Origin of the sequence: Solidesulfovibrio sp. (assembly GCF_029978005.1) — a bacterium.
In the GTDB taxonomy this organism is placed as follows: domain Bacteria; phylum Desulfobacterota; class Desulfovibrionia; order Desulfovibrionales; family Desulfovibrionaceae; genus Solidesulfovibrio.
Window position 1 is genome coordinate 1 of record NZ_JARKOZ010000112.1, and the last position, 24,527, is coordinate 24,527.

Consider the following 24,527-nt stretch of genomic DNA (forward strand, 5'->3'; position numbering starts at 1 on the left):
TACGTGCGCGGCACCAACTCGCCCCGCGCCATCCGTGACGCCCGCACCAACTACAACAGCGCGTACTTCTCCATGGGTCACGACCTGACCACCAACGAGTACGTCATGGGCCTCAACCTCGACACGAAGTACATGATCTACGAGAACCTGGCCGCCGTCATGGAGACCGGCTGGGCTCACGGCCAGTTCCAGGAGAGCGTCTGGGGCCATCGCCTGGTCCACCAGTCCGACGCCAACGGCAACAACGCCTGGAAGGTCGCCTTCGGCCTGACCTACAAGTTCTAAAGACGGATTTGCGACACCACGACGGGGGGGCCTTCGGGCCCCCCTTTTTTTGGGGCTTGCGCGAAACGCCCCGAAATCCCTCCTCGGCCCGCACGAAGTCCGAACCTCTCTTTTTTTTTTGTAACTTGTTTCCCCAAATAGCCGGGCGTATCGGGTACTCACGATAACTTCCGGATAGCCACCGGAAGTTGCGGTGCGTCGATGGTCATCCGTTAGCAAGCCGCTCGTTATTTGGAGGAAGGAATTATGAAGCGTTTGGGTTCTCTGGCCCTGGCGGCCAGCATGGTGCTGGGCCTTTTCGGCGCCGCCCATGCCGCCACCGAGGTCAAAATGACCGGTGATGCGCGTGTCTACGGCAACTTCTTTGAAAACCGCAACTACACTGGCTGGAACAAGACCGGCACCAAGACCGAAGATACCTTCGAGATCTGGGAACGCTTCCGCCTGCGCAGCGACTTCGTGGCCAACGAGGCCGTGAAGTTCCGCCTGGGCTTCAAGGTGGAAGATACCTGGGGCCAGGGCACCTTCACCGCCGCCAACCCCTCCGCTGCCGTGCAGGTCGATCTGGCCTACCTGCAGTTCAAGGTTCCCGGCTGCGACGGCGTCGAAGTGACCGCCGGTCTGCAGGACGTCAACCTGCCCCAGAGCGGCCTGTTCTACAACAGCCCGGTCTGGAGCGACAAGATGGCGGCCCTGACCATTCAGGCTCCGCTTATCGACAAGACCCTGGGCGTGCTGGCCGGTTTCGGTCGTCTGATCGACACCAACCGGACCTTCGACACCACCCCCACCCAGAAGGCTGATGAGCTCGACGCCTACTTCCTGGCCCTGCCCATCACCCTCGAAGGCTTCAAGGCCACCCCGTGGGGCATGCTCTCCGTGGCCGGCCGCAACACCGACTACTCCTGGAAGGACACCACCGACGTCGCCGAATGGGGCAACAACTTCGCCAACACCCTGGTTTCTTCCGCCAGCGCCAAGAACATCGCCACTCCCGGCGGTGTCGGCTACTGGAAGAACATGCAGAACCCCTACTACTGGGTCGGTGGCGCTTTCGAAGTGACCGCTCTTGATCCGATCAAGTTCTATGCCGACGTGATCTACGGCGCCGGCGCCATGAACGACCACAAGGCCGCGCAGCGCCAGGGCTGGATGATCGACTTCGGCGCCGAGTACACGGGCCTGGACGTCGTCACCCCGCAGGTGTTCGCCTTCTGGTCCACCGGCGAAGACAAGTCCACCCGCAACGGTTCCGAGCGTATGCCTTACATGCGTTCGCAGTGGGGTCCGGGCAACAGCTTCCTGTTCGACAGCAGCCAGGATCTGGGCAAGGGTTCCAACATGTACACCGATCCGGTGGGCAACTACGGCATCGGCGCCTCGTTGAACAACATCTCGTTCATCGAGAAGCTGACCAACCGCCTGACCTTCGTGTACGTGCGCGGCAACAACTCGCCCCGCGCCATCCGTGACTCGCAACTCTACTACAACAATGCGTACTTCACCATGGGTCACGACCTGACCACCAACGAGTACGTCATGGGCCTCAACTTCGACACGAAGTACATGATCTACGAGAACCTGGCCGCCGTCATGGAGACCGGCTGGGCTCACGGCCAGTTCCAGGAGAGCGTCTGGGGCCATCGCCTGGTCCACCAGTCCGACTCCAACGGCAACAACGCCTGGAAGGTTGCTTTCGGCCTGACCTACAAGTTCTAAAGGCCTGCTCGCTGACCACGACGCGCACTGGGGGGGGCTTCGGCCCCCCCTTTTTTTATGCCGAATCGCGGTGTTGACGCCGCGCCCTGGCAAGAGCACTCTTGGACGAAACAAATACCCGCGCGTCCGAGGCGGGCGCGAAAGGAGTCCCCATGACGAAAGTCACCGTCTCTTCCCCCAACTCTCCGGCCGCCATCGGGCCCTACTCTCTGGGCGTATGGGCCGGCGACCTGCTGTTCGTGTCCGGCCAGACCCCCATCGACCCGGCCACCGGCATCGTCGTTCCCGGAGACGCCGCCGCCCAGGCCAGGCAGACCATCAAGAACGTGACCATGATCCTCGAAGCCGCCGGGCTCGGCCTTGACGACGTGGTCAAGTCCACGCTCTTCATCAAGGACATGGACGCGTTCGCCGCCATCAACGCCGTGTACGCGGAGTTTTTCCGCGAGCCCTATCCGGCGCGTTCCTGCGTCGAGGTGGCCCGCCTGCCCCGCGACGTGCTCGTGGAGTTGGAAGTCGTGGCCAAGCGGCCCTAGTCGCGGCCGCCCCGATCACGCCACGTGCCCCGCGTGATTATGGCCTGTTTCCCTTGACATTCTCCGGCCGGCCGGGAAACTTGCCTCACCCCCATGCAGCCGACGGGAGACCCCATGTCCGATGTGAAGCAATCCAGTCCGCCAGCCGGCGGCGGGCGATTCCGGGCAGCCCGGATATTCTCCGTTCCCGATGACGTGAAGTTCCTGGACACCCTCGAACTCACGCGCCTTTCCGAAGCCTTCCAGGCCTGGACCGAACGGGCCGGACGGCCCGACGTGGCCGTGTCGCGAAACCGCGTGCGCCTGATCTACCTCATGCTGCGCCACACCGGCGCGCGCCTGGGCGAGGTGCTCGGCCTCGACGACCGCACCGACATCAACCTCGACACTCTGGCCGTCACCTACAGCCACGGCGAAGGTGAGGGGCGCGAAGTCCAGATCCCCGCCGAGCTGGGCGAGGCCCTGGGCTCGGTCTTCGCCAACCCGGCCTACGCGTCGCTGCGGGGCATCCTCTTCAAGCTCGACCAGGGGCACGTGCGCCGCAAGTTCTACGAGCGGGCCGACGAATGCGGCTTTTCCAAGGAGCTGGTCAACCCGAGCACCATCCGCCGCTCCAGGGCGGTGGAGCTTTTGCGCGACGACGTGCCCCTGCCCGTGGTCCAGCGCATCCTGGGCCATTCCACGGCCGACCTGACCGCCGCCTTCCTGCACCTGCCCGAGGACCAGCGGCGCAAGGTCGAGCGGCAAGTCCTCGCCCGGGAAACGCGCCGCACCAGCGCCCGAAACGCCTTCTTCGGCCGGGTGGCGCAGGTCCGCCGGGGCGACATCCAGACCCAGGTCGTGGTGGAGAGCCTCGGCGGCCATGCCGTGTCCGCGGTCATCACCAACGAGAGCCTGAAAAACCTCGGCGTCACCGAGGGCAGCTTCGTCACGGCCGAGATCAAGGCCCCCTGGGTGGTGCTCGAGGCCTGCGAGGAACTGCCCAAGGCCACCACCACCAACCGATTCCTCGGCACGGTGGAACTCACCCGCATCGGCGAGCTGACCTCGGAGGTCATCGTGGTCCTGTCCGACGGCACGCGGCTTTGCGCGGTCATCACCACCCAGAGCGCCCGGGAGCTGGAGCTGGCCGAGGGCCGGCAGGTCTGGGCCATGTTCAACGCCTTCGCCGTGGTGCTCCACGTGGAGTGACGCCCATGAAGAAGCTCATCGTCTGCCTCGACGGCTCGCCCTTGTCCCTGCGCGCCCTGCAGCTGGCCATCGAGGCCTCCCGCTGCGGCGAAACGGACATCCTGGCGGTCACCGCCGTGGAAGCCCTGTCCTTTTTCGACTGCGACGCCAAGGACTGCGACAAGGCCTTTGCCCACATCCTGCGGGAGCCCAAGAAGATCCTGGCCGAGGCCGAAGCCTTCGCCGAGGAGCGCGGCGTGGTCATCCGCACCGTGGCCGAGCCCGGCCGGCCGGCCGAAACCGTGGCCCGCATCGCCCGCCAGGAAAAAGCCGACGCCATCTACATCGGCAGCCGGGGCAAGGACGACGTGGAGCAGCTCCTGCTCGGCAGCGTGTCCACCCGGCTGGTGCAGATCGCCCCATGCACCGTGGTGGTGGTGCGCTAGCGTCGCGCCCGTGAAATACGCGTACACGCATTTCACAAACAACATCTTTAAATAATTATATTTTTAAAAGACATTACGGTGCTCTTTAAGGGATACCCCGCTGGCCCGTTCCTGAAGAATCTGCCCTTGCGGTCGGCTGCCCGGCGACTTGTCGCGACGGAGCTTCGGCCTTAGAAGGTCAGCCGCGCGCCCAGGGACAGGGACAGGTCGGAACGCGTTGCCCCGGAGGTGAGGTCGCACCGGGCGGTCAGGGCCTTGCCCCCGGCCCCGCCCAGGCTCAGGGCCGCGCCCAAGCGCCCCTGGTCCCGGTCGGGCCGGCCGCCGCCGGTGGAGAAGCTCCGCCAGGGCGCGCCCTCGAAGGAGGCGCGCACGTCCGGCGCGACCGAACCGTACTCGTGCCGCCAGCCGCCCCAGGCCTCGGGACGCAGGCGCAGCCCGCCAAGCTCGAAGACCTTCTCCAGGCGTAGCCCCAGCACGGACGTCAGGGACGCGTCGCTTGCCGCCGGGAAAAGCAGGTTGGCCGCCCCGGCCCCGGATTCCCCGACCGCGTCGCGCAAGAGCAGCAGGTACTGGGCCTCGACGAAGGGCTCGGCCGCCAGTCCCCCACCCAGCTCCACCATCCGCCCGGCCCGCAGGTAGCCGAGCAATTCCCGCATGGTCGTTTGGCTCGACGCCGTGGCCCCCCAGAAGGGGATGGGCCGCTCGGCGTAGGCGCGGTGCGCGCCGTAGGTCAGGAGCACGTCCAGGCTCCAGGGGGGGGCGTCCAGGGAGGCGTAGGGGCCGATACGCCAGATGTGGTCGTCGCCGCTGCCCTTGCCGGCCTGGTAATCGGCCCGGGACCAGGCGTAGCCGCCGGCCAAGCCCAGGCGCAGCCAGGGAGTGACCCGGGCTCCGGCCCCGGCCATGAGCCCGGTCAGGTCGCTGACGTAGCCCGGCGCGCCGCCGCCGGCCGAGCCTTGGCCATGGCCGCCGTAAAAGGAGGCGAAGGCTTCGAACGGTCCTTCCTCGGTCGCGGCCGGCGCGCTCCCGGAGCCGGCGGGCAGGGCCGCCCGCCAGGGCGCGGGGGAGAGCCCGCCTCCGCCCGGACCGCCGAGGGCCCCGGCCGCGTCCACCAGGTCGGCCGGCCCGGCGGCCGTGGCGGCGAATCCCGCCGGGGCCAGGCCCAGCCCCCCTTCCCCGCCGCGCACGCCGCGCATGCGCGCGGCAAAGGCGCTGGTGAAGGCCGAGGCCGCGTCCACGGCCAGGACCATGGTCCGCGTCTGCGCCCCCGGGGAAAGCTGGGCCGTGGCCGCCACGGGATCGCCGTACTGGTCCAGGCGGCCGATGAGCCCCTCCATGCCCGGCGTGACGCCAAGGGTCAGGCTGTCCAGGGCCGTGCCCAGGGAGCGGTTGGCGGACAGCCGGCCGTACCAGCCCGTGTCGCGCAGGGCCGTGACCGAAAGCTCCCCGCCGGAAGCGCCGGAGACGAACCGCACCATGGGCAGGTTGCTCGAAACGGCCAGCCCCGTTTCCGGCGCGTCCAGGCGCGTGGCCTCGGCAATGGTATAGCGCATGCCGGCCGGCACGTAGCCGCTGGCGTCGAAGGTCAGGGACAGGCTCGTGTCCCCGGCCAGGCGCAGGGTCTCCACGTTGGCCACGGGCAGGGACGTGCCGTAGGGCGACAGGGCGAAGGCGAGGCTCGATGCGCCGCGCACGGTCATGACGTCGTCCCCGCCGCCGAGGTCCACCGCCCCGGACAGCGCCCCGCCGCGCACGGTCAGGCTGTCCGCGCCGTCGCCGGTGCGCACGGCGTAGGCCCCGCCGGAAATCGAGCCGGTGTCGACGATGGCCGTGTCTCCGGCGTCGGCCCGCACCGCCGTGCCGGGACTCACGATGACGCCCGTGTTGACGAGGGTGTTGCCCGGGCCGGAAAGCGGCGCGGACAGCGACCCGGCCACGGGGGCTCGGCCCAGAAACAGCACGGCCACGTCCTCGGTGCCGTCCAGGCCGTACTTCTTGGCGGTCGCACCGGTGATGGTCCCGGCGTTGGTCACGGTGTAGCCCGGGGAGGAAATGAGCAGACCCTGGCCGCCCGAGACCACGGCCCCGGCGTCGATGGCCACCGAGTCCCCGCGCGGCTGGAACATCCGCCCGGCCCAGAGCGTGTCCAGGTCGCCGGTGACATGGAAGTCCCCGGAACCGTTCCCGGCGGTATAGAGGTAGGAGGTCAGGGAATAGACGGCGTAGAGGGTGTAGGATCGCCCGCCGAGGACGATGAATTCCGACAGTCCCCGGATGTCGGCCAGGCTGTCCCCGTAGCCCCAGCGGTAGGTGTAGCCAAGCTGGGTCCAGGGAAAGTGGGACGCGCCGTAGGCCTGGCCCATCCAGGTGGCGTAATAGGCCGTGAAGTCGGCGTAGGCCGCCTCGGATATGCCGGCGGGCCGAACGCCCGGGGCGTTTGTGCCGAGCGAAGTGGGCTGGCCGGCGATGGACGGGTCGCGCGTGGGGCGCTGGATGGCGTCGATGGTCGGGGAGACGAGCATCTCCACGATGGCGGTGTTGGAATTGGCGTCCGACATGCCGAGCGCCCGGGAGGTCTCGAGCTTGACGTTGGCCGCCGTGACGCCCAGGCGCGCCCAGTAGGACTTGAGCTCGCCGCCGATGGTCACCCAGGTGGCGCTGGTGGACGGCGAGCCGTAGACCGTCATGGCCAGGCCGGGATAGGCGCTCTGGTAGTAGGAATCCTTGGTGAAGGTGGCGGCCACGAGCCTGCCGTCGACATAGGCGTTGCCGTCGCCGCTGCCCGGGCCCGCCACCACCTTGAGGTCGTTGACGATCCAGGGACCGGGGTTGGCGGCGTTGGCTTGGGCCTCGACCACGGCCTGGTCGTACTGGGCGGCGTTGTCGGCCCGGGCGGGCGGACAGGCCAGGCACAGGCAAAGGAGCGACGACGCGACGAGACGCGGCAAGGCCGATGCGCGCATGGTTCCCTCCGGGCCGTTTCGTGTGTCCTTCCCTGATAGAGCGGGCGGAGGCCGGCGTCAATGCGCCGCTCCCGAATCATTGCGTACGCTTCGACTCGCCTCCATCGTTGGTCCTCGAATAGTAACTGCCATCAAAATGCATTCTTCTGAAACTTCCAAGATACGCCCTGTCAATACTCTTGGAGTACTGGCGACGTTGCGCGAGAACACCTTGGTTTTCGTCGCGCCGTTTCAGGAGATCCCCTTGCCCCATGGGGAAACAAAAAAGCCGCGCCCCTCCCCTTGCGGGGAAAGGCGCGGCCAAGGCTCGCTGTCGCATCGCCCCTAAAAGCGTTGCTGCACGCCCATGGGGTCCTTGAATTCCATTTCCGGGTGTCCGGGCAGCTTCTTCGTGCCTCGGCCTTCGAGGTACTTGGACAGTTCCAGGTCCACGGTCACGGGCACGTCCACTCCGGCCTTGGTCAGGGCCTGGCGCAGCAGCCCCTCGGACTTGGCCGCGAAGGCCACCGAGTCGCCGAGGATGCGCAGGGCCTCGGTGGGATTGTGGAAGCCCATGGAGTTTTCCGCGCCGATGAACAGCGACCGGTAGAACGCCTCTTCGTAGAACTCCTTGGCCTTGTCGTAGAGCGCCGCGTCCACGGTCTTGCCGGCGTCCCGGGCCTTGTGCGCGGCCTCGAAAAGCTTGGCCGCCGTGGCTGTGGCGTTGCCCGCCCGGATCTGGAGCGAGACCGTGCGGTCCTGGATGGCGATGACCTGCTCCTTGAGCCAGTCCGGGCTTTCGCTGTGGCACTGGATGCAGGCCTTCATGTCGTTTTTGAGCGGGCTGGTCACGCGGTGGTCCGAGATCTTGCGCACGCCCACCTTGGTGTAGGGCATATGGCAGTCGGCGCAGGCCGCGCCGGCCTTCCAGTGCACGCTGTTGTTGGAGAAAAGCTCGAACTCGGGGTGGCGGATGAACGCCAGCTTGAAGCCGGTGACGGTCTGCTTCCATTCCTTGATGGAGTCGTCGGTGCGCAGCTTGTGGATGATGTTCTCGATGGTGATGTTGCCCCACTTGCTCTCTTGCCAGGGGAAAAACAGGCCCACGGACTGCATCTCGGCGTTTTTCGGAATGGAATAGGTCACGTGGCACTGGGCGCACACCACCGAGCGCATTTCCTGGCGGGTGAGATTGTGCCAGTCCACGCCCATGCCTTCCAGGGCCGGCACCAGGCTGAAGCCGCGCGAAACATTGAGCGTCATGTCCTTGTTGTTGTGGCAGTCGATGCAGGCCACGCCCAGGGTGCGGAACTTCTCCGGGATTCTGTCGAGCACGTCCTTGAAGGGCAGCTTGTAGTAATCGACCCCCATTTCCTTGACCAGCAGGGGCGCGTAGGGCGTCTTGCAGCTCAGGCACACGCCGCCGGCCTTGAGCCGCGAGGCGTCGATCTCCAACTGGTCGCGCAACATGTAGGCGTGGCCGCGCGGCTCGTTGTACTCGACGCCGAAGCCCCAGCCGTTAAAAAGCAGGGCCATGTACGGGAACTCGGCCAGCTTGTCGTAGGTGATGCGGTCGGCGTCGAAGCCGCGTTTGTACTTGCTCTTGCCCGCGGGCGTCGCCTGCTCGGTCATCTTCCAGCTCTCGTACTCCTCCGGATAGGCCTTGCCCCACACGGCCGGGTCGATTTCGCCGTCCGGAATGGTCACGGTCTTGACCGGTTCGGGCTTGGGCGGCGAACAGGCGTAGGGCACGAAGAAAAAGGCCGCCGCGAGCATGAGCGCGGCCGCGTTGCGCATGGTCTTTCCCCGCATGGTTTCCCCCTCTCGGCGAATGCCGGTTGTCGTTTGTCAGCGCGTGAACGGCACGCCCACATGCCGGTGCATGACGCGGCGGTGGCAGTCCCAGCAGAACCGTTTCTGGTCGATCATCTCCACGGCCGACTCGTGGCAGCGGATGCAGTTGGCCTGGACCACCGCCTTGCCGTGGGCCGAGATGCGGATGTCGTCAGGCACCCGGCCGGAGTGGAAGACGACCACGTCCTTCATGCCGTCGATGGACTTCCAGACGTAGTGCCTGGCCATGCTGTCGCCCGGCAGGTGGCAGTCCACGCAACGGATGCGCTTGTGGGCCCCGTGGTGGAACCAGGCCTCGTACTCGGCCTCCATGACGTGGCAGGAGGCGCAGAAGTCCGGCGTTTCCGACTTGGCCAGAAGCCGCGGCGGTCCCAGGGCCAGGAAGAGCCCCGCTCCCACCGCGACCAGGCCGACGACGAAGACGATGCGCAGCCTCTTCTTGCCGGCATTCCCCATGATCCCCTCTCCTGGTCAAAGGTTTGGAGGGAATGTTAGCCCAGCGGCTGGGTTATGACAATGCAACGGACAGGAAATACGGGCGCATTCACGAAAATAATGCCTGCAATCGGAATGATCGTGGCAAGTCCGCCTGCCAGGGACAGGGAGCGCGACGGCGTGCGGCGGCCGCGTCCGGGCCGCCGGGAGAGGGAAGGGGCGGAAATGGCGCTGGAAAAGACTGGAACAGGAAGGAACGGCTACTCGTCGAGGCCCCGGCAGCCCCGGCAGCGGGCCATGAGATGCTCGGCGATCCAGATGCCGAGGAAAACGCCCAGGGCGTTGGCCACGGCGTCGCCCATGCTGGCCGTGCGCCCGGGCACGAAGGACTGGCCCCACTCCAGAAGGCCGCCCAGGGGGATCATGCAGTAGGCGGCGGCCCTGGCCCGCCCGCCTGTGGCGAAGGCCCACAGCGGCAGCCCGCCGAGCCAGGCGTAGGTCAGGGTGTGGTAGAGCTTGTCGGCGTTCCAGAAATCGACAGGCAGCTCCAGGCGCGGCGTAAGCGACGCCCAGCAGGTCCCGGCCACGGAGACGATCCACAGCGCCAGCATCACCCGGCGAAACAACGGCTTTTCGATCATGGCTCCTCCCCGCGCCGCCGGGGTCGCGCCCACGGCCGGCGCGACGACTCTAGCCCGAGGCCCTGGAAATGGCCAGGGCCGAGCGCCGCCTCGGCCACAACGCCAACCGGGCGATAAATTCGCCCGCACTTGCACTCCTTCTCGGCCCGTTTCCCGGCAGACGCTCTTTTTCGTCCCCGCAAGCCAGGACTGTCCCGACGTCTGGGAGCAAAAGCATCCCACGCCGTCAGGATAGGGCAAAAATTTCGCCCAGACTGTGCGCTTGCCCGCCGCGCGCAGCGGGCAAGCGCCGCGCCAGCCGCCATTTTCGAAAACGGCACGATTCCTGCCTTATGCGCGGCGAGGTTCCGCCATGCCGCCATCCCCGCGCCACGCTCCGACACGCTCCAGCTCCCCCCTGGTCTGCCTGGCCTGCCACGGCCAGCGCCTGGCCACGCTGCTGGAGACGGCGACGCTGCTGCGCCTTTTCCGCCCGGCCGGCGAGGCCTTCGCCGAGGAGGCCGCCTGGCCCATGCCCGAGGGCGGCCTGCCCGCCCTGGCGATCCTCCTTTCGCGCCTGGAGGTGCGGCTGCTCGTGTGCGGGGGGGCCACCTGCTGCTGCCTGGCCCCTTTCGCCCGCCTGGGGGTGGCCGTGGCCCCCTGGATCGCCGGCGACGTGCCGACGGTCCTTGCGGCCCTTCGCGCCAACCGCCTGGAAACCCTGCTCGCGCCCGGCGCGCGCCTGGAAAGCGCCCACCGCCGGTGTCGCGGGTTTCACGCCATACCACCGGAGAACGACCCATCATGAACGAGAACGGACTTCGCGACTTAAACGACGAAATCAAGAAGAAACCCGCCACCGGCCTGGATAAAGTCAAGGCCGTGGTGGTCGTCCTGTCCGGCAAGGGCGGCGTGGGCAAATCCACGGTCTCGGCCAACCTGGCCGCCGGTCTGGCCATGGAGGGCAAGCGCGCCGGCCTGCTCGACGTGGACGTCCACGGCCCGAGCATCCCGCGCCTTTTAAAGCTCGCCGGCTCCCGGCCGGACATGGCCGGCGAGCGCCTGGTGCCCGTGGACTGGCACTGGAACCTCGGCGTCATGTCCATCGGCTTCCTGCTCCCCGGCAAGGACGACGCCGTCATCTGGCGCGGCCCGGCCAAGGCCGGCGTCATCCAGCAGCTGGCCGAGCAGGTGGAATGGGGCGAGCGCGACGTGCTGGTCGTGGACTGTCCCCCGGGCACCGGCGACGAGCCCCTGTCCGTGCTCCAGATCTTCGGCCGAAAGGCCATGGCCGTCATCGTCACCTCGCCCCAGGATGTAGCCGTGGACGACGTGCGCCGCTCCATCACCTTCTGCCGCCAGCTCTCCACGCCCATCGTCGGCATCGTGGAGAACCTGAGCGGCTTCGCCTGCCCGAGCTGCGGCGCGGTCCACGAGATCTTCAGCACCGGCGGCGGCGAGCGCCTGGCCAAGGAGGCCGGCGTCCCCTTCCTCGGCCGCATCCCCATCGACCCGGAAGTGGCCCGCTCCGGCGACGACGGCGACGTGTTCCTGGCCGTGGCCGGCAAGAGCCCCTCGGCCGTGGCCTTCAAGGAGGTCATCGCCCGGGTCGTCGCCGCCCTGGACAACCCGCCGGCCCCCCAGCCCCTGGAAAAATAGGGCGCGGGTCATGGAATCCGAAAAAGGCCAGGCTCCCCTGGACATGATCCTCGAAGTCTTCGAGCAGGAGCAGCAGGCCGACCTCGTGGCCCGCTTCGGCGAAAAAGGCTTCGCCGTCTGGCGCGACGCCCCCTCCCGAAAGCGTCTCGCCGAGCCCACCGCCGTGGGCGCGGTCAAGGGCTCCTGCGGCGACACCATCGCCATCGCCCTGGATATCGCCGGCGAGACCGTCGTGGACACGGACTTCGACACCGACGGCTGCGCCTCCAGCCAGATCGCCGCGGCCACTGCCGCCGCCCTGGCCAGGGGCAAGAGCCTGGACGAGGCCGTGGACATCGACGAGGCGGCCATCGTCGCGGCCGTCGGCCGCTTTCCCGACGACGACCGCCACTGCGCCTACCTGGCCGCCGCCGCCGTGCGCGAAGCCGTGCACCGCTGGATGATCGCCGGGGGGATGTTGGGGAACGGGGAAGTGTAGAAAGAATGCCTCCGGCGGCCAGGAGGGGCCGAGGGCCCCTCCTGGACCACCCCATCTGGGGCAGACAAAATGGTGGAGGAAAATATGCGTGAAGTGATTGCCGTCAGCAGCGAAGGGCCGACGCTTGACGACGCCGTGGACCCGCGTTTCGGCCGGGCGGCCGGGTTCGTGCTGGTCGATGCGGCCGGGAGCGTGCGCTATCTGGACAACGGCGGCTCCCAGGCCATGGCCCACGGCGCGGGCATCGAAGCCGCCCGGCGCATCGCCGAGGCCGGGGCCAAGGTGGTGCTTTCCGGGGTCATCGGCCCCAAGGCCGCCGCCGCCCTGAAAGCCGTGGGCGTGGCCTCGGTCGAGGGCATGGAAGGCCTGACCGTGGGCCAGGCCGTGGACCGCTACCGCTGCGGCAAGAGCGCCTGAGGCCGGCCCGCCATGCACGCGCCACGAGCACATGCCGCCGGCCCCCTGCGCCTGGCCGTCGCCAGCGGCAAGGGCGGCGCCGGCAAGACCACGGTGTCCGCCGCCCTGGCCGCGGTCTGGGCCGAAGCCGTCTCCCGGCCGGTCCTGGCCGTGGACCTCGACGTGGAGGAGCCCAACCTCCATCTTTTCCTGCGCCCGGTCATCGCCGCCAGCCGCCGGGCCGACCTGGAGATTCCGGTCATCGACGCCGACGCCTGCACCCGCTGCGGGGCCTGCCGGGAGATCTGCCAGTTCGGGGCCGTGACCATCCTCGGCGACACGCCGCTGGTTTTCGACGACATGTGCCACGGCTGCGGCGTCTGCCTGGCCGTGTGCCCGGCCGGGGCCATGCGGCCCGGCTCCCGCGAGGTCGGACGCATCGAGGACGGCGCGGCCGGAGCCATCGGCTTCGTGGGCGGCCGGCTGCGCGTGGGCGAGGCCATGAGCCCGGTGCTCATAAGGGCCGTGGCCGCCCATGTGGAGGCGCTCCTGGCCGACCTGCCGGAAGCCGACCGCCCGGACGTCCTCCTCGATTCGCCCCCGGGCGTCAGCTGCCCGGCCGTCAACGCCGTGGCCACGGCCGACGCCATCCTGCTCGTGGCCGAGCCCACGCCGTTCGGCGTCCACGACTTCGCCCTGGCCGTGGAAGCGTTTTCGCCGCTCGGCAAGCCCCTGGCCGTGGTGGTCAACAAGGCCGGCGAGCCCGGAGAGGCTGACGAAGCCCTCGACGCCCTGTGCCGCCGCGAGGCCCTGCCGATCCTGGCCGCGATTCCCGACGACCGGGCCATCGCCGAAGCCTATGCCCGGGGGAGGCTCCTGCCGGACGTCTCCTCGCAGTACCGCGCCCTGTGCCGCGAGCTGGCCCGCAAAGCCGCCGCCCTCGTCCGGGAGGACCGCCATGCGTGAGATCGTAGTGCTGAGCGGCAAGGGCGGGGCCGGCAAGACCTCCGTGACCGCCGCTTTCGCCGCCCTGGCCGAAAACAAGGTCGTGTGCGACCTCGACGTGGACGCCCCGGACCTGCACATCCTGCTCGACCCCAAAAACACCGTGGCCGAGGAGTTCCTCTCGGGCAACCTGGCCCTGGTCGAGCGGACCGACTGCGACGGCTGCGGCACATGCCGCGACGTCTGCCGCTTCGGGGCCGTGACCTTGGGCGCGGGCGGCAAGGCCGTGGTCGATCCCCGGCGCTGCGAGGGCTGCAAGGCCTGCGTGGCCCTGTGCCCTAGGCAGGCCATCGCCTTTCCGCCCCGGGTGTGCGGCTATTTCGCCCGCTCCGAGACGCGCTTCGGGCCGTTCGTCCACGCCCGCCTGGACCCGGGGGGCGAGAATTCCGGCCGCCTGGTGGCCCTGCTCAAGCGCAACGCCCGGGAGCTGGCCGAGAAGGAAGGGCACGAGCTGATCCTTTGCGACGGCGCGCCCGGCATCGCCTGCCCGGTCATCAGCTCCCTTTCCGGCGCGACCCTGGCCGTGCTCGTCACCGAACCCACGCCCTCGGGCATCCACGACCTGTTGCGCGTGGCCGAGCTGTGCGACCATTTCCGGCTGCCCGTGGGGGTCATCGTCAACAAGGCCGACGTCAACCCCGAACAGGCCGACCGCCTCGAAGCCGCCTGCGCCGAAAAAGGCCGTGTGGTCCTCGGCCGCCTGCCCTACTCCCCGGATGTGACCCGGGCCATGAAGGCCAGGCTGACCCTGCCCGAATACGGCGGCCCCCTGGGCGAAGAGATCGCCCGCCTCTGGGAAGCCGCAAACGCCCTGGCCCATGCCTGCGCCAAGGCCAGATAAAAGGAAGACGCCCATGGAAACCTGTCGTATCGCCATTCCCTCCACCGCTCCCGGCGGCATGGAAAGCCCTATCAGCGGCCACTTCGGTCACTGCGACTGCTATACCGTGGTGGACGTGGCCGACGGCAAGATCGCCGAGATCGCCACCCTGCCCAACGTGCCCCACGTCCAGGGCGGCTGCATGGCCCCGGTCAACCATCTGTCCCAAAACGGCGTCACGGCGCTCATCGCCGGCGGCATGGGCATGCGCCCGCTCATGGGCTTCGCCCAGGCCGGCATCACGGTCTACCACGGCGGCCAGGCCGAAAGCGTGGGCGAGGCCGTGGCCGCCTTCCTGGCCGGCGGCCTGACGCAGTTCTCGCTCAACCACACCTGCGGCGGCGGCTTGGCCTAGGCGAGGACGAAACGAGAAAGAAGAGAAGAATGCCTCCGGCGGCCGGGGGGCATGATGCCCCCCGGACCCCCTCGAAGGGGGAAGGAGTGAGATGATGCCGATCTACGATATCGAGTGTCCGGCTTGCGGGTATGCGGGGGAGGTCATTCGGACCCGGGCCGAGGATGCGCCGGCTTGCCCTACTTGCGGCGCGCCGGCCGTCAAGCGCCTCTCGGCCACGAGTTCGCTGACGGGCAAGGCGGCCACCGGCCTGCCCGGCCCCTCGGACCACGGCTGCTGCGGCTCGCGCCCCGGCCATTCCGGCTGCGCCGGCCCGGGCTCGTGCTGCGGCAAGGCGTAAGGCAAAGGATCATATGCATATCCTCATCGCCAGTCCCGACGCCGACGCCCTCTCCCCCTTTTGCGACGCCCTGGCCGCCGCCGGACATGCCGTCCATGTCGTATCCACGGGCGAGGACACGGCCGACGCCGTGGCCGAGGCCGCGCCCGGGCTTTGCGTCGTGGACGCGGGATTGCCGGACAGCGAACCTTTCGCCCTGGTCGCTCGGATCATGCGCCTAAGCGCCCTGGTCAACACGGCCGTGGTGTCGGAACTTTCCGACGAGGACTTCCACGAGGCCGGCGAGGGTCTGGGCATCCTCATGCGCCTGCCGCCCAAGCCCGGCATGGCCGAGGCCGAGGCCCTGCTCGGAGCCCTGGCCGGCCTGGCCTGACAAGGAGGCGGAGCATGGCTGTCGTCGCCGTTCACGTGCTGACCGACAACCGGGCCCACGACGACCGGCTGGCCTTCGAACACGGCTGGTCGGCCTGGATCGATTGCGGCGACGACGGCTGCCTCCTGTGGGACACCGGCCAGACCGGCGTCTTCCTGAAAAACGCCGGCACGCTTGGCCTCGATCCCGTCCGCGCCCGGGCCGTGGGTCTGAGCCACGGTCATCACGACCATGCCGGCGGCCTGCCAGACCTCCTCGCCGCCGGCTATCTCGGCCCGGTCTTCGGCCATGCCGACGTCATGTCGCGTCGCTACAGCCGGCGCGGCGGCACGACCTTCCGCTCCATCGGCATGGGCGACGGCCGGCTGGCCGGAGGCATCCCGGGCTTCGTCCCCGTGGCCGACGCCCGGGTCCTGGCCCCGGGCGTGGTCATGGTCACGGCCATCCCCCGGCGTCCCGGCTTTTTCACGGCCACGGACAACCTCTTTCGCGACACTTCCGGCCACGTGCCCGACGACGTGCCGGACGACGCCTTCCTGGTCCTCGACGGCGCGCACGGCCCCTTGATCCTCCTCGGCTGCTGCCACGCCGGCCTGGCCAACACCCTGGCCCATGCCAGGCAGCGCCTGGGGCTTGCCCGCATCGACGCCGTGGCCGGAGGCCTGCACCTCGGCGGCGCGAGCGAAAAGGCCCTGGCCCAAACGGCCCGGGCCCTGGCCGAACACGGCGTCAAACGGCTCTATCCCGGCCACTGCACCGGCCGAGGCGGCGTGGCCTTCCTGCGTGACGCCTTCGCCGGCCAAACCGTGGAAAGCGGCAGCGGGTTCGCCATCACGCCCTGACCCCGCCTTGACCCCGACGCCGCATCGGGCGAAAAGGAGAATGGGGCGGCACCTTCCGCCCCACCCAAGGAGGCGTCATGTACTTCAAGCAGATACAGACTCCGGGCCTCGGCTGCTTCTCCTACGTCCTCGGCTGTCCGGCGGCACGGCAGTGCCTGGTGGTCGATCCCAGGCGCGACATCGACTGCTACCTGGAAATCGCCCGGGACGAGGGCATGCGTATCGCGGCCGTGATCGAAACCCACCTGCACGCCGACCACGTCAGCGGCGGCCAGGAGTTGCGGGCGACCACAGGCGCGGCCATCCACATCCATCCCGGCGCGGGCGTGGCCTATCCCCACGAGCCCCTGCGCGAGGGCCAGGTCATCGAGGCCGGCGCGGCCCGGCTGGAAGTGCTCTACACCCCGGGCCACACGCCCAATTCCGTGTCGCTCCTCGTCAGCGACCTGGCTCGCTCGCCGGAACCGGCCCTGCTCCTCACCGGCGACGTGCTCTTCGTCGGCGACATCGGCCGGCCGGACCTGCCCGGCGCGGAAATCCTGGACGAGCAGGTGCAAAACCTCTTCGACAGTCTCTACGGGACGTTCAGCGATTTGCCGCCGGACCTGGAAGTCTATCCGGCCCACGGCCAGGGGTCGCTGTGCGGCCGGGGCATGAGCGCCAAGGGCGTCTCCACCCTGGGCTACGAGCGCCGGACCAATCCCATGCTCCGGTTCACCGATTTCGCGGCCTTCAAAAAGGCCGTGCTCACCCGGCTGCCGGCCCGGCCCAAGAGCTTTTCCCACATCATCGAAACCAACCGCCACGGCGCGCGCCTTCGCGACAATTGCCCCGTCGAGCACGAGCTTTCCCCGGAGCGCTTCGCCGCGCTCCTGGAGACCCCGGGCGTCGCGGTCATCGACACCCGCGACGCGGCGGCCTACGGCGGAGCGCACATTCCGGGGAGCCTCAATATCGGTTTCGAGAAGCAGCTGGCCAACTGGGTGGGCATGTCCGTGGCCCCGGGAGCCAAGCTCCTGCTCGTGGCCGCCGACCGGGAACGGGCCTCGGCCATGCGCCTGGAGCTTTTCCGCATCGGCTACGACGACATCCTCGGCCATCTGGCCGGCGGCATGGCCGCCTGGACACTCAGCGGCCGGCCCGTGGCCTCGTTGCCGCAAATGTCCGTGCACGCCCTGGCCGCCGCCCTGGCCGGGAGCGCGCCGCCCCTGCTGCTCGACGTGCGCACCGACGCCGAATGGGAGGACGGCCACATCGCCCAGGCCCTGCACCGGCCCTTCGCCGACATCCTGGAGCGCGGCCCGGACGTGTGCCTGACCGGCCCCGTGGCCGTCGTCTGCGGCTCGGGCTACCGTTCCAACATCATCGGCAGCGCCCTGGCCAGGGCCGGCTGCGCCGACGTGCGCTCCGTGGCCGGCGGCATGACCGCCTGGACCCGCGCCGGCTTCCCCACCGTCGCCTGACTCCCGGTGCATCACCCGACCCGAGGCGTCGCCGCGAGCATTCCTCAATCCCACGGAACGTAACCCGACAAGGCGGCCTGTTTCCCGCGCGGAGCAGGCCGCCCTTCCTTTCGCGTCGAGAGGGGTCTTTGACAGCCTCACCCGATCCCATTATTTGTTTTGCCGTAACGTCCTGTCATGGCCTATCGGCCTCATCATGCGTGCCGAAGCCGACCAAGAATCGGAGGCGGCAAGAAGCCGACAGCAATGTGCGACGGAGGCACGGTGCAAACGCAGCCGGTCTACTATCACCTCGGGAAATTTCCTCCGGTCTCCCTTGATTGGTCCCGGCTTATTCCTTTGATCGGGCCTGCCAGCGCCGGGCTGGCGCGTTATGACGGATTGCTGTCCGCGATTCCCAACGCCGACATCCTCCTCTCGCCGCTGACCACTCAGGAAGCTGTTCTCTCGTCGAACATCGAAGGGACGCACGTCACTATCGGCGAAGTCCTCGAAATCGAAGCCGGAGCGGAATCCGAAGCGATTACGCAACCCAAAAGGGACGATGTCGAAGAAGTATTGAACTATCGAAGAGCCCTGCGCGCATGCGTCGCGGAATTGAAGCAACGCCCCCTCTCCCAACATATTTTGCGCGGAGCGCACAACATCCTCATGCAAGGTGTTCGCGGGAGAGACAAAACTCCAGGCAGCTACCGCACCGACCAGAACTGGATCGGCCCCAAAGGTTGTTGTCTTGAAAATGCGAGTTTTGTCCCCATCGCCCCCGAGCATCTCCAGGCAGGCATGGACGACTGGGAGCGCTACTTGAATTCGACGCAATCCGACGCGCTGGTGCAACTTGCAATCCTTCATGCCGAATTCGAGGCTCTTCACCCCTTCAAGGACGGCAATGGACGGCTTGGAAGAATGCTCATTCCCCTCTTTCTCTATCAGAGACGACTGCTGGCCAGTCCGGATTTCTACATGAGCGAGTACCTCGAAGCCAAACGAGATGAATACCAGGACAGTTTACGCGCCATTTCGCGGGAAGACGATTGGACAAATTGGTGCGTATTCTTTTTACGGGGAATAAAAGAGCAGGCTGCGGAAAACGAACGCAAGGCCAGACTCATACTCGCCCTTTACAGCAAGACGAAAGAACAAGTAGCTGAACTCACACATTCGCAGCACTCCCTCAGAGCAATAGACTTCATGTTCAATACGGCTATTTTTTCCACTCCGACATTCGCAAAATTCTCAGGCATTCCCAAACCGACAGCCAACAGAATCCTGACTTCGTTGCGGGACCAAGGCATCTTGCTGACCATCAGGGAAGGCCGGGGACGACGCGCCGGAATCTATGTTTTTCGCGAACTCCTCAACATCGCCGAGGGTCGCGCGGTTTTTTGAATCTCACCCATGAACCGCAACGGCGAAAATGTCTCACCCAACGCGAACAATGAGACGCAACCTGGAAAACCTTGATTCAACGAGACGCAACGCGACCTTCCCCATCACGCCTCGCGGAATGATGCCGTCACCGCCGCCAGAGACCGGATCGGCAACGACGTCGCGACGTTGACGTCCCTGAGCGCCCGCTTCCGCGCCTTGCGCCGCCGTTTTGCCTGAATGCTCACGCAAAAGGGCGCTTGGCCGTCATGGCCAAGCGCCCTGGTCGGGGTGGTCCAGGAGGGGCCCAAGGCCCCTCCTGGCCGCCGGTGGCACTCTCTTGCTTATCCCTTATCCATCCAACTGCTGGATGGCGTCCAGACGCCAAGTGTCGCCGGGCGCGTCGTCGCGGCGCGTGAAATGCCAGACCTCGCGCACCTGTTCGGGCTGGGAGGCCTTGAGGTCCTCGCGCAGGAGCGTGTCGAAGTAGGCCGAGGCGATGGTGACCGAGCCCTGCTTGCGCACTTCGAGAAGCCTGGCGTCCACCAGCAGCACGTCGGTGGGGGTGGGCGTCGGGTCTTCGGCCGCCTGCTTGCGCACGTCCTCCATGAAGGCCGGCGTGGAAAAGGCCTCGATGTCCTTGAGGTCCCGGGCGCTCCAGGAGCGCTGGAGCCGGGTGAAGAGCGTCTTGGCCCCGGCCAGGAAATCGTCAGTGTCGAATCCCGGGGGTATCTGCGGCCCGGAAGGGGCCTGGGGCGCGGCCCCGAGGTTGCTCCAGCCGCCCGCGGCAGCGTCCCGCATGGGCGGGACCTCGCGCACCGGTTCGGCCTGGTAGGTCCGGGCCATGGTCGGGCCGGACTGGGTGGCGGCGCGCCGGGCGCTCAGGAAACGGAACAGCAGGAACAAGCCGCCGCCGATGAGCACGATGTCGAGCAGGCTCGGGCCGCCCCAGCCGCCGCCGTGTCCGCCGCCGAAAAGCATGGAACCGACCAGCCCGCCCACGAGCAGGCCGCCGAGCATGCCGCCAAGGCCGGGCCGGGAGAACATCCCGCCCCCGGGGTTGGTCGCGCCCATGGGATTTTGCCGCTGGGCCTGCTGCGCCCCGAAGGAGCCGGACGGCGCGCCCATGTCCGGGCGCGTGGTGGTGGAAAAGGACTGGCGGTTGCCTATGGAGCCGCCGCCGCCCAGCCGCTTGGCCGAGACCTCGCCAACAGACAGGAAAACCAGAACAAAAAGAGCCATCAGCAAACCGGTGGCCTTGCGCACGTCGATCCTCCTTGTGTGCGGTCCCGGCGGGCTGCCTGCCCGGCCGGGAAAACCTGAAGCCTTGTTGCGCCACCATGTCGCGCGGCCGAGGCACGGCCGCGGCTCGCGGTCAGCCGGCCGGTGCATGCCGCGCGGCAGGCTTCCGAAGAGGAAATCCCGCACGCAACAGACTTCGGTTCGATAGTACTATCAGTACGCAAGGGGGAGTCGTCAAGAGAAACCGGTCTACATGGAGCATTGTTTAGGTTTGAGCGGCAGGGCGAAGGCGGACACGAACGGCCGCGTCTCGAAGGCGGTGCCGGACACCGGCACCACCGCCCGGGGCCGGCCGAGGCTGCCATGGCGGGCGATCACGGCCCTGTCGGAAAACTCCAGCACCAAGGGCGTGATCTCGTGGTCGCCGTCGCCACAGATGCTCTCGCGCACCGCCGGAGCCAGCTCCAGGCGCGACCCGTCAGACAGCCGGGCGGCCAGGCTCGTGCGCGCCGTGGCCACGCGGCGCACGACCCCGGCCGGGGTGAAGGCCAGGGAGTTCTTGTCGCCGTTTATGCCCACGGCGTCGGGATCGAAGGCCCAGACCGGCCCGACCGGGGTCGGCGTCTCCAGGGGGCGGGCCGGCTCCACGGAACGCAGCGCGCCGCCGGGGTGGAAGCTCAGGCCCAGGCGCACGGGCGCGTTGCCCACGGGCGTCCTGACCACGATTTCCTCGCCGGGCCAGAGCGTGAGGCTGCGAAGCCCGCCCTCCGGGCCGAAGGCCACGGCCACGCACTTGGCCGAAAGCTCGCCAAGGGGCGTCGCCAGGCGCAAGGGCTCGGCCAGCCTGGCCTCGTCCGCCTCGGTCCAGTAGCCCGTGAGCTTGCCGTTTAGGGGAAACACCCGGGCCACGGCCCCGTTGTCGTGGAAGGTCACGAGCTCGGCCGGCAGCGGCCCGGCCGGCGTCTCCACCACGGTGCGCGTCTCCAGGGGCAGGGCCCGCACCCGGCCGTTTTCGTGGAACGTCAAGGGCGGCTGGTGCATGCGCCGGGTGTCGTCGATGGTGTATTGGGGCACGAGCCGGCCCAGGGAGGTCTCCAGAGCCACGGGCCCGTCCACGTACATGGACCGCACCGAGCCGTCCGGGTACAGGTCCGGCCGGCCAAGCACGGGAAGCGGGCCGTAGGGAGTCGTCACGGTTTCCATGCAGGAGCGGAAGCAAGGAGCGGGCCAGCAAGAATCTCCCGCCATCCCGGCATGCTGCGCTTTTCCCTATGCCGGCGGCCGACAAAACTGTCTCTCTTCGCCTACAAAAACGTGACCCCGCCGGCGGCCGCCCTGCCCGTCATCCGCCCGTAACCCGGGACTTCCATACTGGCCGCGTCGTTCCCCCCAACCCGCGAGGCCGCCATGCTGACCTTCGCCCACTCCACCTATTTCCACGACCTGCTGGACAGCTTCTCGGCCGGTGTGGTCATCGCCAACGTCAAGGGGCTGGTCTACGCCTCCAACCCGGCCGCCGCGCGCCTGCTCGGCGAGACCCGCGAAACCCTGGCCGACCCGGCCACGGCCCGGGCCGTCGTCGCCCGCGCGGACAAGCCCCGGCAACTGGCCCGTTTCCTGACCGCCCCCCTCAGGCACGGCCGCAAGCCCGATCCCATCGCCTTCCTCTACCGCCACCCCGACGGCACGGACCGGCACCTGCGCCTTTCCGCCTCGCTGCTGCTCGAAAACGAGAAGATCTTCGGCATCCTGTTCGAAATCGACGACATGACGGAAATCTTCGCCCTGCACGCCCGGGAGCGGGCCATGCTGCTCGGCGTCCAGGCCGCCCAGCGCGAGCGCATCGAAAGCCTCGGCCGCTTCTCCCTGGCCGTGGCCCACCAGATTCGCAACCCGCTCATGGTCATCGGCGGCTTCGCCGGCCGGCTGCTGCGCCGCCATCCCGAGGGCGATCCCGATTGCGATCCGCTGTGCATGATCCTCGACGGGGCCAAACGCCTGGAAGCCGTGGTGCGGGCCGTGTCCGCCTACGCCAGACGCCGGGAACCCGCGCCGGTCATGGCCGACCCGCGCGACCTGACCATGCGGGCCATGGAAACGGCCCGGGCGCGCACGGGGTGCGACGCGCCCTTCGTCCTGGAGTCGGCGACGGAAATGGTCCGCCTGGACGCGGCCATCGTCGTGGAAGCGCTGGCGGAACTGCTGGCCAACGCCCTGGAGGCCACGGCCGGCGGCGGGCCGGACGCGGCCGTGACCGCGCGCTGCCGGTGCGACGCGCAGAACCGTCTGGTCTTCGAAGTAGCGGACCAGGGGCCGGGGCTGCCCGAGGACATCCGGCCCTTCGTCTTCGATCCGTTCTTCACCACCAAGGCCGTGGGCGTGGGTATGGGCCTGCCCATCGCCAAGCGCGCCGCCGAGGAACTCGGCGGCGACGTCCGCCTGGAACAACGCGCCGGCGGCGGCTGCCTGGCCGTGCTGCGCCTTGGCGGCGCAGCAGCCGGCTGAGGCGGCTACTCCTCCAGGAACGCCCCCTCGCTGCGGGCAGCGGCCATGTAGGGCCGGCCCATGTCCTCGAGCAGCGATTTGCAGTGCACGCACAGGGTGGCGGTGGGCTGGGCGCGCAGCCTGGCCTCGCCGATCTCTTCGCCGCATTCCTGACAAATGCCGTACTCGCCGTCCTTCACGCGGCCGAGCGCCTCCCGGATCTCCCCGATAAGCTGCCGGTCCCGTTCGCGCATGATGATGCTCAAATGACGGTCGGATTCGGCCGTGGCCCGGTCCGTGACGTCGGCGAAGCTCGCCACTTCCTGCGACATGACGTCCAGGGCGTCGCGCGACTGGCCGATAAGGGTTTCGAGCATGTCGCTGAGCACCTGCCGGAAGCGATCCACATCAAGATGTCCCATGGCGTGTGTCTCCACTTGACGAAGGGTTGTCCCAAACCCGGAACCGGGACTCCTCCCGGGAACCGAGCGTTACCCGTTTGCCCCAGGGATTTAAAACGATGGTGACGGCTGTGTGGAGAGTGCGTGACGGCGTTTTCCGACGACCGGTTACCCGCCTCGGCAAATTCTTCCGACTCGCTTTCCAGAGGCTTCCAGGATTTCCGGCAGGTTAGGCACCTACGACAGTGGCAGCCTTTTTGCTTTTCTTCCGGGCACGGCGGACTCCCCCCCGGAAAGGGGGCCGAACTTGCCGCCCGGAGGCATGTATGGCCACATCGATAAGCACCGACAGCGTTGTCAACTGGGCCTACCAGTACAGCCTGGCCTGCGCCAAATTGACGTCCGCGGAAAACGCGGCGAGTTCCTCGGCCACGCGCAGCGTGGACATCGCCGCGGCCAAGGCGGACTTCAACTCCACCATGAAGAGCCTCGTGCCGACCGACGTCCAATCCAGCGTGCAGTTCCAGTACATGGACGCGCTGACCCAGTACAACACCGACATGGCCGCGGCGGACACCGAAAAAAAACGACAGGCGGCCATGACCAACCTATACACGACGTTGGAAGGCATCACCATGCCGACCGCCACCTCCGCCACCCTCGACGATCTGGTCGCCGCCAACAAAGCCGCCGTCTCCAACGCCGCCGCCAACATCAAGTCCATGGTCTCCAACGCCGGCAGCGCCTGGCTCAAGGCCGTGGCCAGCGGCGCAAGCATCCTCAATTCCAAGGCGGCAAGCCTCACGGAATCCATCAAGACCGCCCTGGCCAAGGTCGGCGTGGACACCTCCAACATCACCACGCCCACCATCAGCCTCGCCCCAGCCTCGGCCTTCGCCGCCGCCTCGGCCTCGGCCGCCAGCGGCGGCTCGTCGGGAAGCCTCATGAACGCCGCCCTCATCGGCTACCTGGTAGCCGAACAGGCCGGCAGCGGATAATGCGGAGGGATGGGGGAGAGAGTAGAGGGAGGGAAAAGAAGAAGAATGCCTCCGGCGGCCAGGAGGGGGTGACCCCCTCCTGGACCTCCCCGACGGGTGCGGGTGGGGGCGTGGAAGGGAACGACGGACGGCGAAAGTCCGCCCCCATCTTCGGTCCGCCAACGCCAACCGCAACGGTGACCGCAGCCAACCCCGCCCGCCTCCGCCGCCGAGGGGGTCCGGGGGGCATCATGCCC

25 protein-coding genes and 1 pseudogene are annotated in these 24,527 nt (G+C 68.0%); 19 read left to right on the forward strand and 7 right to left on the reverse strand.

Features of this window, described 5'->3' with window-relative positions; all coding sequences use genetic code 11:
- The 5 genes and pseudogenes from Q1K70_RS12855 to Q1K70_RS12875 form a co-directional block, all read left to right on the forward strand.
- Positions 1 to 285 (forward strand): annotated as a pseudogene (locus Q1K70_RS12855) (hypothetical protein); the annotation flags it as partial.
- Between the two features lie 246 nt (positions 286 to 531).
- Positions 532 to 2,004: an outer membrane homotrimeric porin gene (locus Q1K70_RS12860; RefSeq protein WP_300160195.1), complete on the forward strand. Its 1,473-nt coding sequence runs from the start codon at positions 532 to 534 to the stop codon at positions 2,002 to 2,004.
- A 152-nt stretch (positions 2,005 to 2,156) separates the two neighbouring features.
- On the forward strand, positions 2,157 to 2,540 hold the full coding sequence (locus Q1K70_RS12865; RefSeq protein ID WP_300160198.1) for a RidA family protein: 384 nt from the start codon (positions 2,157 to 2,159) through the stop codon (positions 2,538 to 2,540).
- Positions 2,541 to 2,654: 114 nt separating this feature from the next.
- Positions 2,655 to 3,731: a TOBE domain-containing protein gene (locus Q1K70_RS12870; protein WP_300160201.1), complete on the forward strand. Its 1,077-nt coding sequence runs from the start codon at positions 2,655 to 2,657 to the stop codon at positions 3,729 to 3,731.
- A gap of 5 nt (positions 3,732 to 3,736) precedes the next feature.
- Positions 3,737 to 4,156, forward strand: coding sequence for a universal stress protein (locus Q1K70_RS12875; protein ID WP_300160204.1), 420 nt, complete (start codon positions 3,737 to 3,739; stop codon positions 4,154 to 4,156).
- A 170-nt stretch (positions 4,157 to 4,326) separates the two neighbouring features.
- Here Q1K70_RS12875 and Q1K70_RS12880 read toward each other — a convergent pair whose 3' ends face one another.
- The 4 genes from Q1K70_RS12880 to Q1K70_RS12895 all read right to left on the reverse strand — a co-directional run bounded on the left by Q1K70_RS12880 (position 4,327) and on the right by Q1K70_RS12895 (position 10,028).
- Positions 4,327 to 7,119: an autotransporter outer membrane beta-barrel domain-containing protein gene (locus tag Q1K70_RS12880; RefSeq protein WP_300160207.1), complete on the reverse strand. Its 2,793-nt coding sequence runs from the start codon at positions 7,117 to 7,119 to the stop codon at positions 4,327 to 4,329.
- Positions 7,120 to 7,443: 324 nt separating this feature from the next.
- A complete protein-coding gene (locus Q1K70_RS12885) occupies positions 7,444 to 8,910 on the reverse strand; it encodes an ammonia-forming cytochrome c nitrite reductase subunit c552 (RefSeq protein ID WP_300160209.1) in 1,467 nt (488 codons plus the stop codon).
- A gap of 36 nt (positions 8,911 to 8,946) precedes the next feature.
- On the reverse strand, positions 8,947 to 9,408 hold the full coding sequence (gene nrfH / locus Q1K70_RS12890) for a cytochrome c nitrite reductase small subunit (protein WP_300160211.1): 462 nt from the start codon (positions 9,406 to 9,408) through the stop codon (positions 8,947 to 8,949).
- A 239-nt stretch (positions 9,409 to 9,647) separates the two neighbouring features.
- A complete protein-coding gene (locus Q1K70_RS12895) occupies positions 9,648 to 10,028 on the reverse strand; it encodes a VanZ family protein (protein WP_300160213.1) in 381 nt (126 codons plus the stop codon).
- A gap of 352 nt (positions 10,029 to 10,380) precedes the next feature.
- Here Q1K70_RS12895 and Q1K70_RS12900 point away from each other — a divergent pair, with 352 nt between their 5' ends.
- The 12 genes from Q1K70_RS12900 (at position 10,381) to Q1K70_RS12955 (ending at position 19,187) form a co-directional block, all read left to right on the forward strand.
- Positions 10,381 to 10,815 carry a hypothetical protein gene (locus tag Q1K70_RS12900; RefSeq protein ID WP_300160216.1) on the forward strand — a complete coding sequence of 145 codons (435 nt, stop codon included), beginning with the start codon at positions 10,381 to 10,383 and terminating at the stop codon, positions 10,813 to 10,815.
- Positions 10,812 to 11,666 carry an Mrp/NBP35 family ATP-binding protein gene (locus Q1K70_RS12905; protein WP_300160219.1) on the forward strand — a complete coding sequence of 285 codons (855 nt, stop codon included), beginning with the start codon at positions 10,812 to 10,814 and terminating at the stop codon, positions 11,664 to 11,666. Before Q1K70_RS12900 ends, Q1K70_RS12905 begins: the two co-directional genes overlap by 4 nt.
- A 10-nt stretch (positions 11,667 to 11,676) precedes the next feature.
- Positions 11,677 to 12,144: an iron-sulfur cluster assembly scaffold protein gene (locus tag Q1K70_RS12910; protein ID WP_300160222.1), complete on the forward strand. Its 468-nt coding sequence runs from the start codon at positions 11,677 to 11,679 to the stop codon at positions 12,142 to 12,144.
- Positions 12,145 to 12,228: 84 nt separating this feature from the next.
- Entirely contained in the window at positions 12,229 to 12,561 is a 333-nt protein-coding gene (locus tag Q1K70_RS12915; RefSeq protein WP_300160226.1) for a NifB/NifX family molybdenum-iron cluster-binding protein, read from the forward strand.
- Between the two features lie 45 nt (positions 12,562 to 12,606).
- Positions 12,607 to 13,506: a 4Fe-4S binding protein gene (locus tag Q1K70_RS12920; protein ID WP_300160266.1), complete on the forward strand. Its 900-nt coding sequence runs from the start codon at positions 12,607 to 12,609 to the stop codon at positions 13,504 to 13,506.
- Complete coding sequence (locus Q1K70_RS12925) at positions 13,499 to 14,386, forward strand: ATP-binding protein (protein ID WP_300160230.1); 888 nt, start codon at positions 13,499 to 13,501, stop codon at positions 14,384 to 14,386. Before Q1K70_RS12920 ends, Q1K70_RS12925 begins: the two co-directional genes overlap by 8 nt.
- 13 nt (positions 14,387 to 14,399) lie before the next feature.
- Positions 14,400 to 14,780, forward strand: a complete 381-nt coding sequence (locus tag Q1K70_RS12930; protein ID WP_300160233.1) for a NifB/NifX family molybdenum-iron cluster-binding protein — start codon at positions 14,400 to 14,402, stop codon at positions 14,778 to 14,780.
- A gap of 94 nt (positions 14,781 to 14,874) precedes the next feature.
- Complete coding sequence (locus tag Q1K70_RS12935) at positions 14,875 to 15,120, forward strand: zinc ribbon domain-containing protein (protein ID WP_300160236.1); 246 nt, start codon at positions 14,875 to 14,877, stop codon at positions 15,118 to 15,120.
- A 13-nt stretch (positions 15,121 to 15,133) separates the two neighbouring features.
- Positions 15,134 to 15,493, forward strand: coding sequence for a hypothetical protein (locus Q1K70_RS12940; RefSeq protein ID WP_300160239.1), 360 nt, complete (start codon positions 15,134 to 15,136; stop codon positions 15,491 to 15,493).
- 14 nt (positions 15,494 to 15,507) lie between these two features.
- The gene (locus Q1K70_RS12945; RefSeq protein WP_300160242.1) at positions 15,508 to 16,335 is read left to right on the forward strand and encodes an MBL fold metallo-hydrolase; all 828 of its coding nucleotides are present in this window, start codon (positions 15,508 to 15,510) and stop codon (positions 16,333 to 16,335) included.
- Positions 16,336 to 16,412: 77 nt separating this feature from the next.
- Positions 16,413 to 17,798, forward strand: a complete 1,386-nt coding sequence (locus tag Q1K70_RS12950) for an MBL fold metallo-hydrolase (RefSeq protein ID WP_300160245.1) — start codon at positions 16,413 to 16,415, stop codon at positions 17,796 to 17,798.
- Positions 17,799 to 18,062: 264 nt separating this feature from the next.
- Complete coding sequence (locus tag Q1K70_RS12955; RefSeq protein ID WP_300160247.1) at positions 18,063 to 19,187, forward strand: Fic/DOC family N-terminal domain-containing protein; 1,125 nt, start codon at positions 18,063 to 18,065, stop codon at positions 19,185 to 19,187.
- A 330-nt stretch (positions 19,188 to 19,517) separates the two neighbouring features.
- On the opposite strand, the gene Q1K70_RS12960 is transcribed toward Q1K70_RS12955, so the two are convergent.
- Both Q1K70_RS12960 and Q1K70_RS12965 read right to left on the reverse strand, forming a co-directional pair.
- Positions 19,518 to 20,432: a TIM44-like domain-containing protein gene (locus Q1K70_RS12960; protein WP_300160250.1), complete on the reverse strand. Its 915-nt coding sequence runs from the start codon at positions 20,430 to 20,432 to the stop codon at positions 19,518 to 19,520.
- A 225-nt stretch (positions 20,433 to 20,657) separates the two neighbouring features.
- Positions 20,658 to 21,611 carry a hypothetical protein gene (locus Q1K70_RS12965; protein ID WP_300160253.1) on the reverse strand — a complete coding sequence of 318 codons (954 nt, stop codon included), beginning with the start codon at positions 21,609 to 21,611 and terminating at the stop codon, positions 20,658 to 20,660.
- A gap of 204 nt (positions 21,612 to 21,815) precedes the next feature.
- Between Q1K70_RS12965 and Q1K70_RS12970 the strand changes: the two genes are divergently transcribed.
- Positions 21,816 to 22,913 carry an ATP-binding protein gene (locus Q1K70_RS12970; RefSeq protein ID WP_300160256.1) on the forward strand — a complete coding sequence of 366 codons (1,098 nt, stop codon included), beginning with the start codon at positions 21,816 to 21,818 and terminating at the stop codon, positions 22,911 to 22,913.
- 5 nt (positions 22,914 to 22,918) lie between these two features.
- Here the strand turns inward: Q1K70_RS12970 and Q1K70_RS12975 are convergent, their stop codons facing one another.
- Positions 22,919 to 23,314 carry a TraR/DksA C4-type zinc finger protein gene (locus Q1K70_RS12975; protein ID WP_300160260.1) on the reverse strand — a complete coding sequence of 132 codons (396 nt, stop codon included), beginning with the start codon at positions 23,312 to 23,314 and terminating at the stop codon, positions 22,919 to 22,921.
- 305 nt (positions 23,315 to 23,619) lie between these two features.
- Here Q1K70_RS12975 and Q1K70_RS12980 point away from each other — a divergent pair, with 305 nt between their 5' ends.
- The gene (locus tag Q1K70_RS12980) at positions 23,620 to 24,291 is read left to right on the forward strand and encodes a hypothetical protein (protein ID WP_300160263.1); all 672 of its coding nucleotides are present in this window, start codon (positions 23,620 to 23,622) and stop codon (positions 24,289 to 24,291) included.
- The last annotated feature ends 236 nt before the right edge of the window (positions 24,292 to 24,527 follow it).

Coding starts and splice junctions, on each gene's coding strand:
- Q1K70_RS12915 (WP_300160226.1), top strand. CDS start 12,229: ATGCGTGAAGTGATTGCCGTCAGCAGCGAAGGGCCGACGCTTGACGAC.
- Q1K70_RS12950 (WP_300160245.1), top strand. CDS start 16,413: ATGTACTTCAAGCAGATACAGACTCCGGGCCTCGGCTGCTTCTCCTAC.
- Q1K70_RS12980 (WP_300160263.1), top strand. CDS start 23,620: ATGGCCACATCGATAAGCACCGACAGCGTTGTCAACTGGGCCTACCAG.
- Q1K70_RS12975 (WP_300160260.1), bottom strand. CDS start 23,314: ATGGGACATCTTGATGTGGATCGCTTCCGGCAGGTGCTCAGCGACATG.
- Q1K70_RS12925 (WP_300160230.1), top strand. CDS start 13,499: ATGCGTGAGATCGTAGTGCTGAGCGGCAAGGGCGGGGCCGGCAAGACC.
- Q1K70_RS12940 (WP_300160239.1), top strand. CDS start 15,134: ATGCATATCCTCATCGCCAGTCCCGACGCCGACGCCCTCTCCCCCTTT.
- Q1K70_RS12930 (WP_300160233.1), top strand. CDS start 14,400: ATGGAAACCTGTCGTATCGCCATTCCCTCCACCGCTCCCGGCGGCATG.
- Q1K70_RS12935 (WP_300160236.1), top strand. CDS start 14,875: ATGCCGATCTACGATATCGAGTGTCCGGCTTGCGGGTATGCGGGGGAG.
- Q1K70_RS12860 (WP_300160195.1), top strand. CDS start 532: ATGAAGCGTTTGGGTTCTCTGGCCCTGGCGGCCAGCATGGTGCTGGGC.
- Q1K70_RS12880 (WP_300160207.1), bottom strand. CDS start 7,119: ATGCGCGCATCGGCCTTGCCGCGTCTCGTCGCGTCGTCGCTCCTTTGC.
- nrfH (WP_300160211.1), bottom strand. CDS start 9,408: ATGGGGAATGCCGGCAAGAAGAGGCTGCGCATCGTCTTCGTCGTCGGC.
- Q1K70_RS12895 (WP_300160213.1), bottom strand. CDS start 10,028: ATGATCGAAAAGCCGTTGTTTCGCCGGGTGATGCTGGCGCTGTGGATC.
- Q1K70_RS12870 (WP_300160201.1), top strand. CDS start 2,655: ATGTCCGATGTGAAGCAATCCAGTCCGCCAGCCGGCGGCGGGCGATTC.
- Q1K70_RS12875 (WP_300160204.1), top strand. CDS start 3,737: ATGAAGAAGCTCATCGTCTGCCTCGACGGCTCGCCCTTGTCCCTGCGC.
- Q1K70_RS12910 (WP_300160222.1), top strand. CDS start 11,677: ATGGAATCCGAAAAAGGCCAGGCTCCCCTGGACATGATCCTCGAAGTC.
- Q1K70_RS12965 (WP_300160253.1), bottom strand. CDS start 21,611: ATGGAAACCGTGACGACTCCCTACGGCCCGCTTCCCGTGCTTGGCCGG.
- Q1K70_RS12905 (WP_300160219.1), top strand. CDS start 10,812: ATGAACGAGAACGGACTTCGCGACTTAAACGACGAAATCAAGAAGAAA.
- Q1K70_RS12970 (WP_300160256.1), top strand. CDS start 21,816: ATGCTGACCTTCGCCCACTCCACCTATTTCCACGACCTGCTGGACAGC.
- Q1K70_RS12900 (WP_300160216.1), top strand. CDS start 10,381: ATGCCGCCATCCCCGCGCCACGCTCCGACACGCTCCAGCTCCCCCCTG.
- Q1K70_RS12885 (WP_300160209.1), bottom strand. CDS start 8,910: ATGCGGGGAAAGACCATGCGCAACGCGGCCGCGCTCATGCTCGCGGCG.
- Q1K70_RS12945 (WP_300160242.1), top strand. CDS start 15,508: ATGGCTGTCGTCGCCGTTCACGTGCTGACCGACAACCGGGCCCACGAC.
- Q1K70_RS12865 (WP_300160198.1), top strand. CDS start 2,157: ATGACGAAAGTCACCGTCTCTTCCCCCAACTCTCCGGCCGCCATCGGG.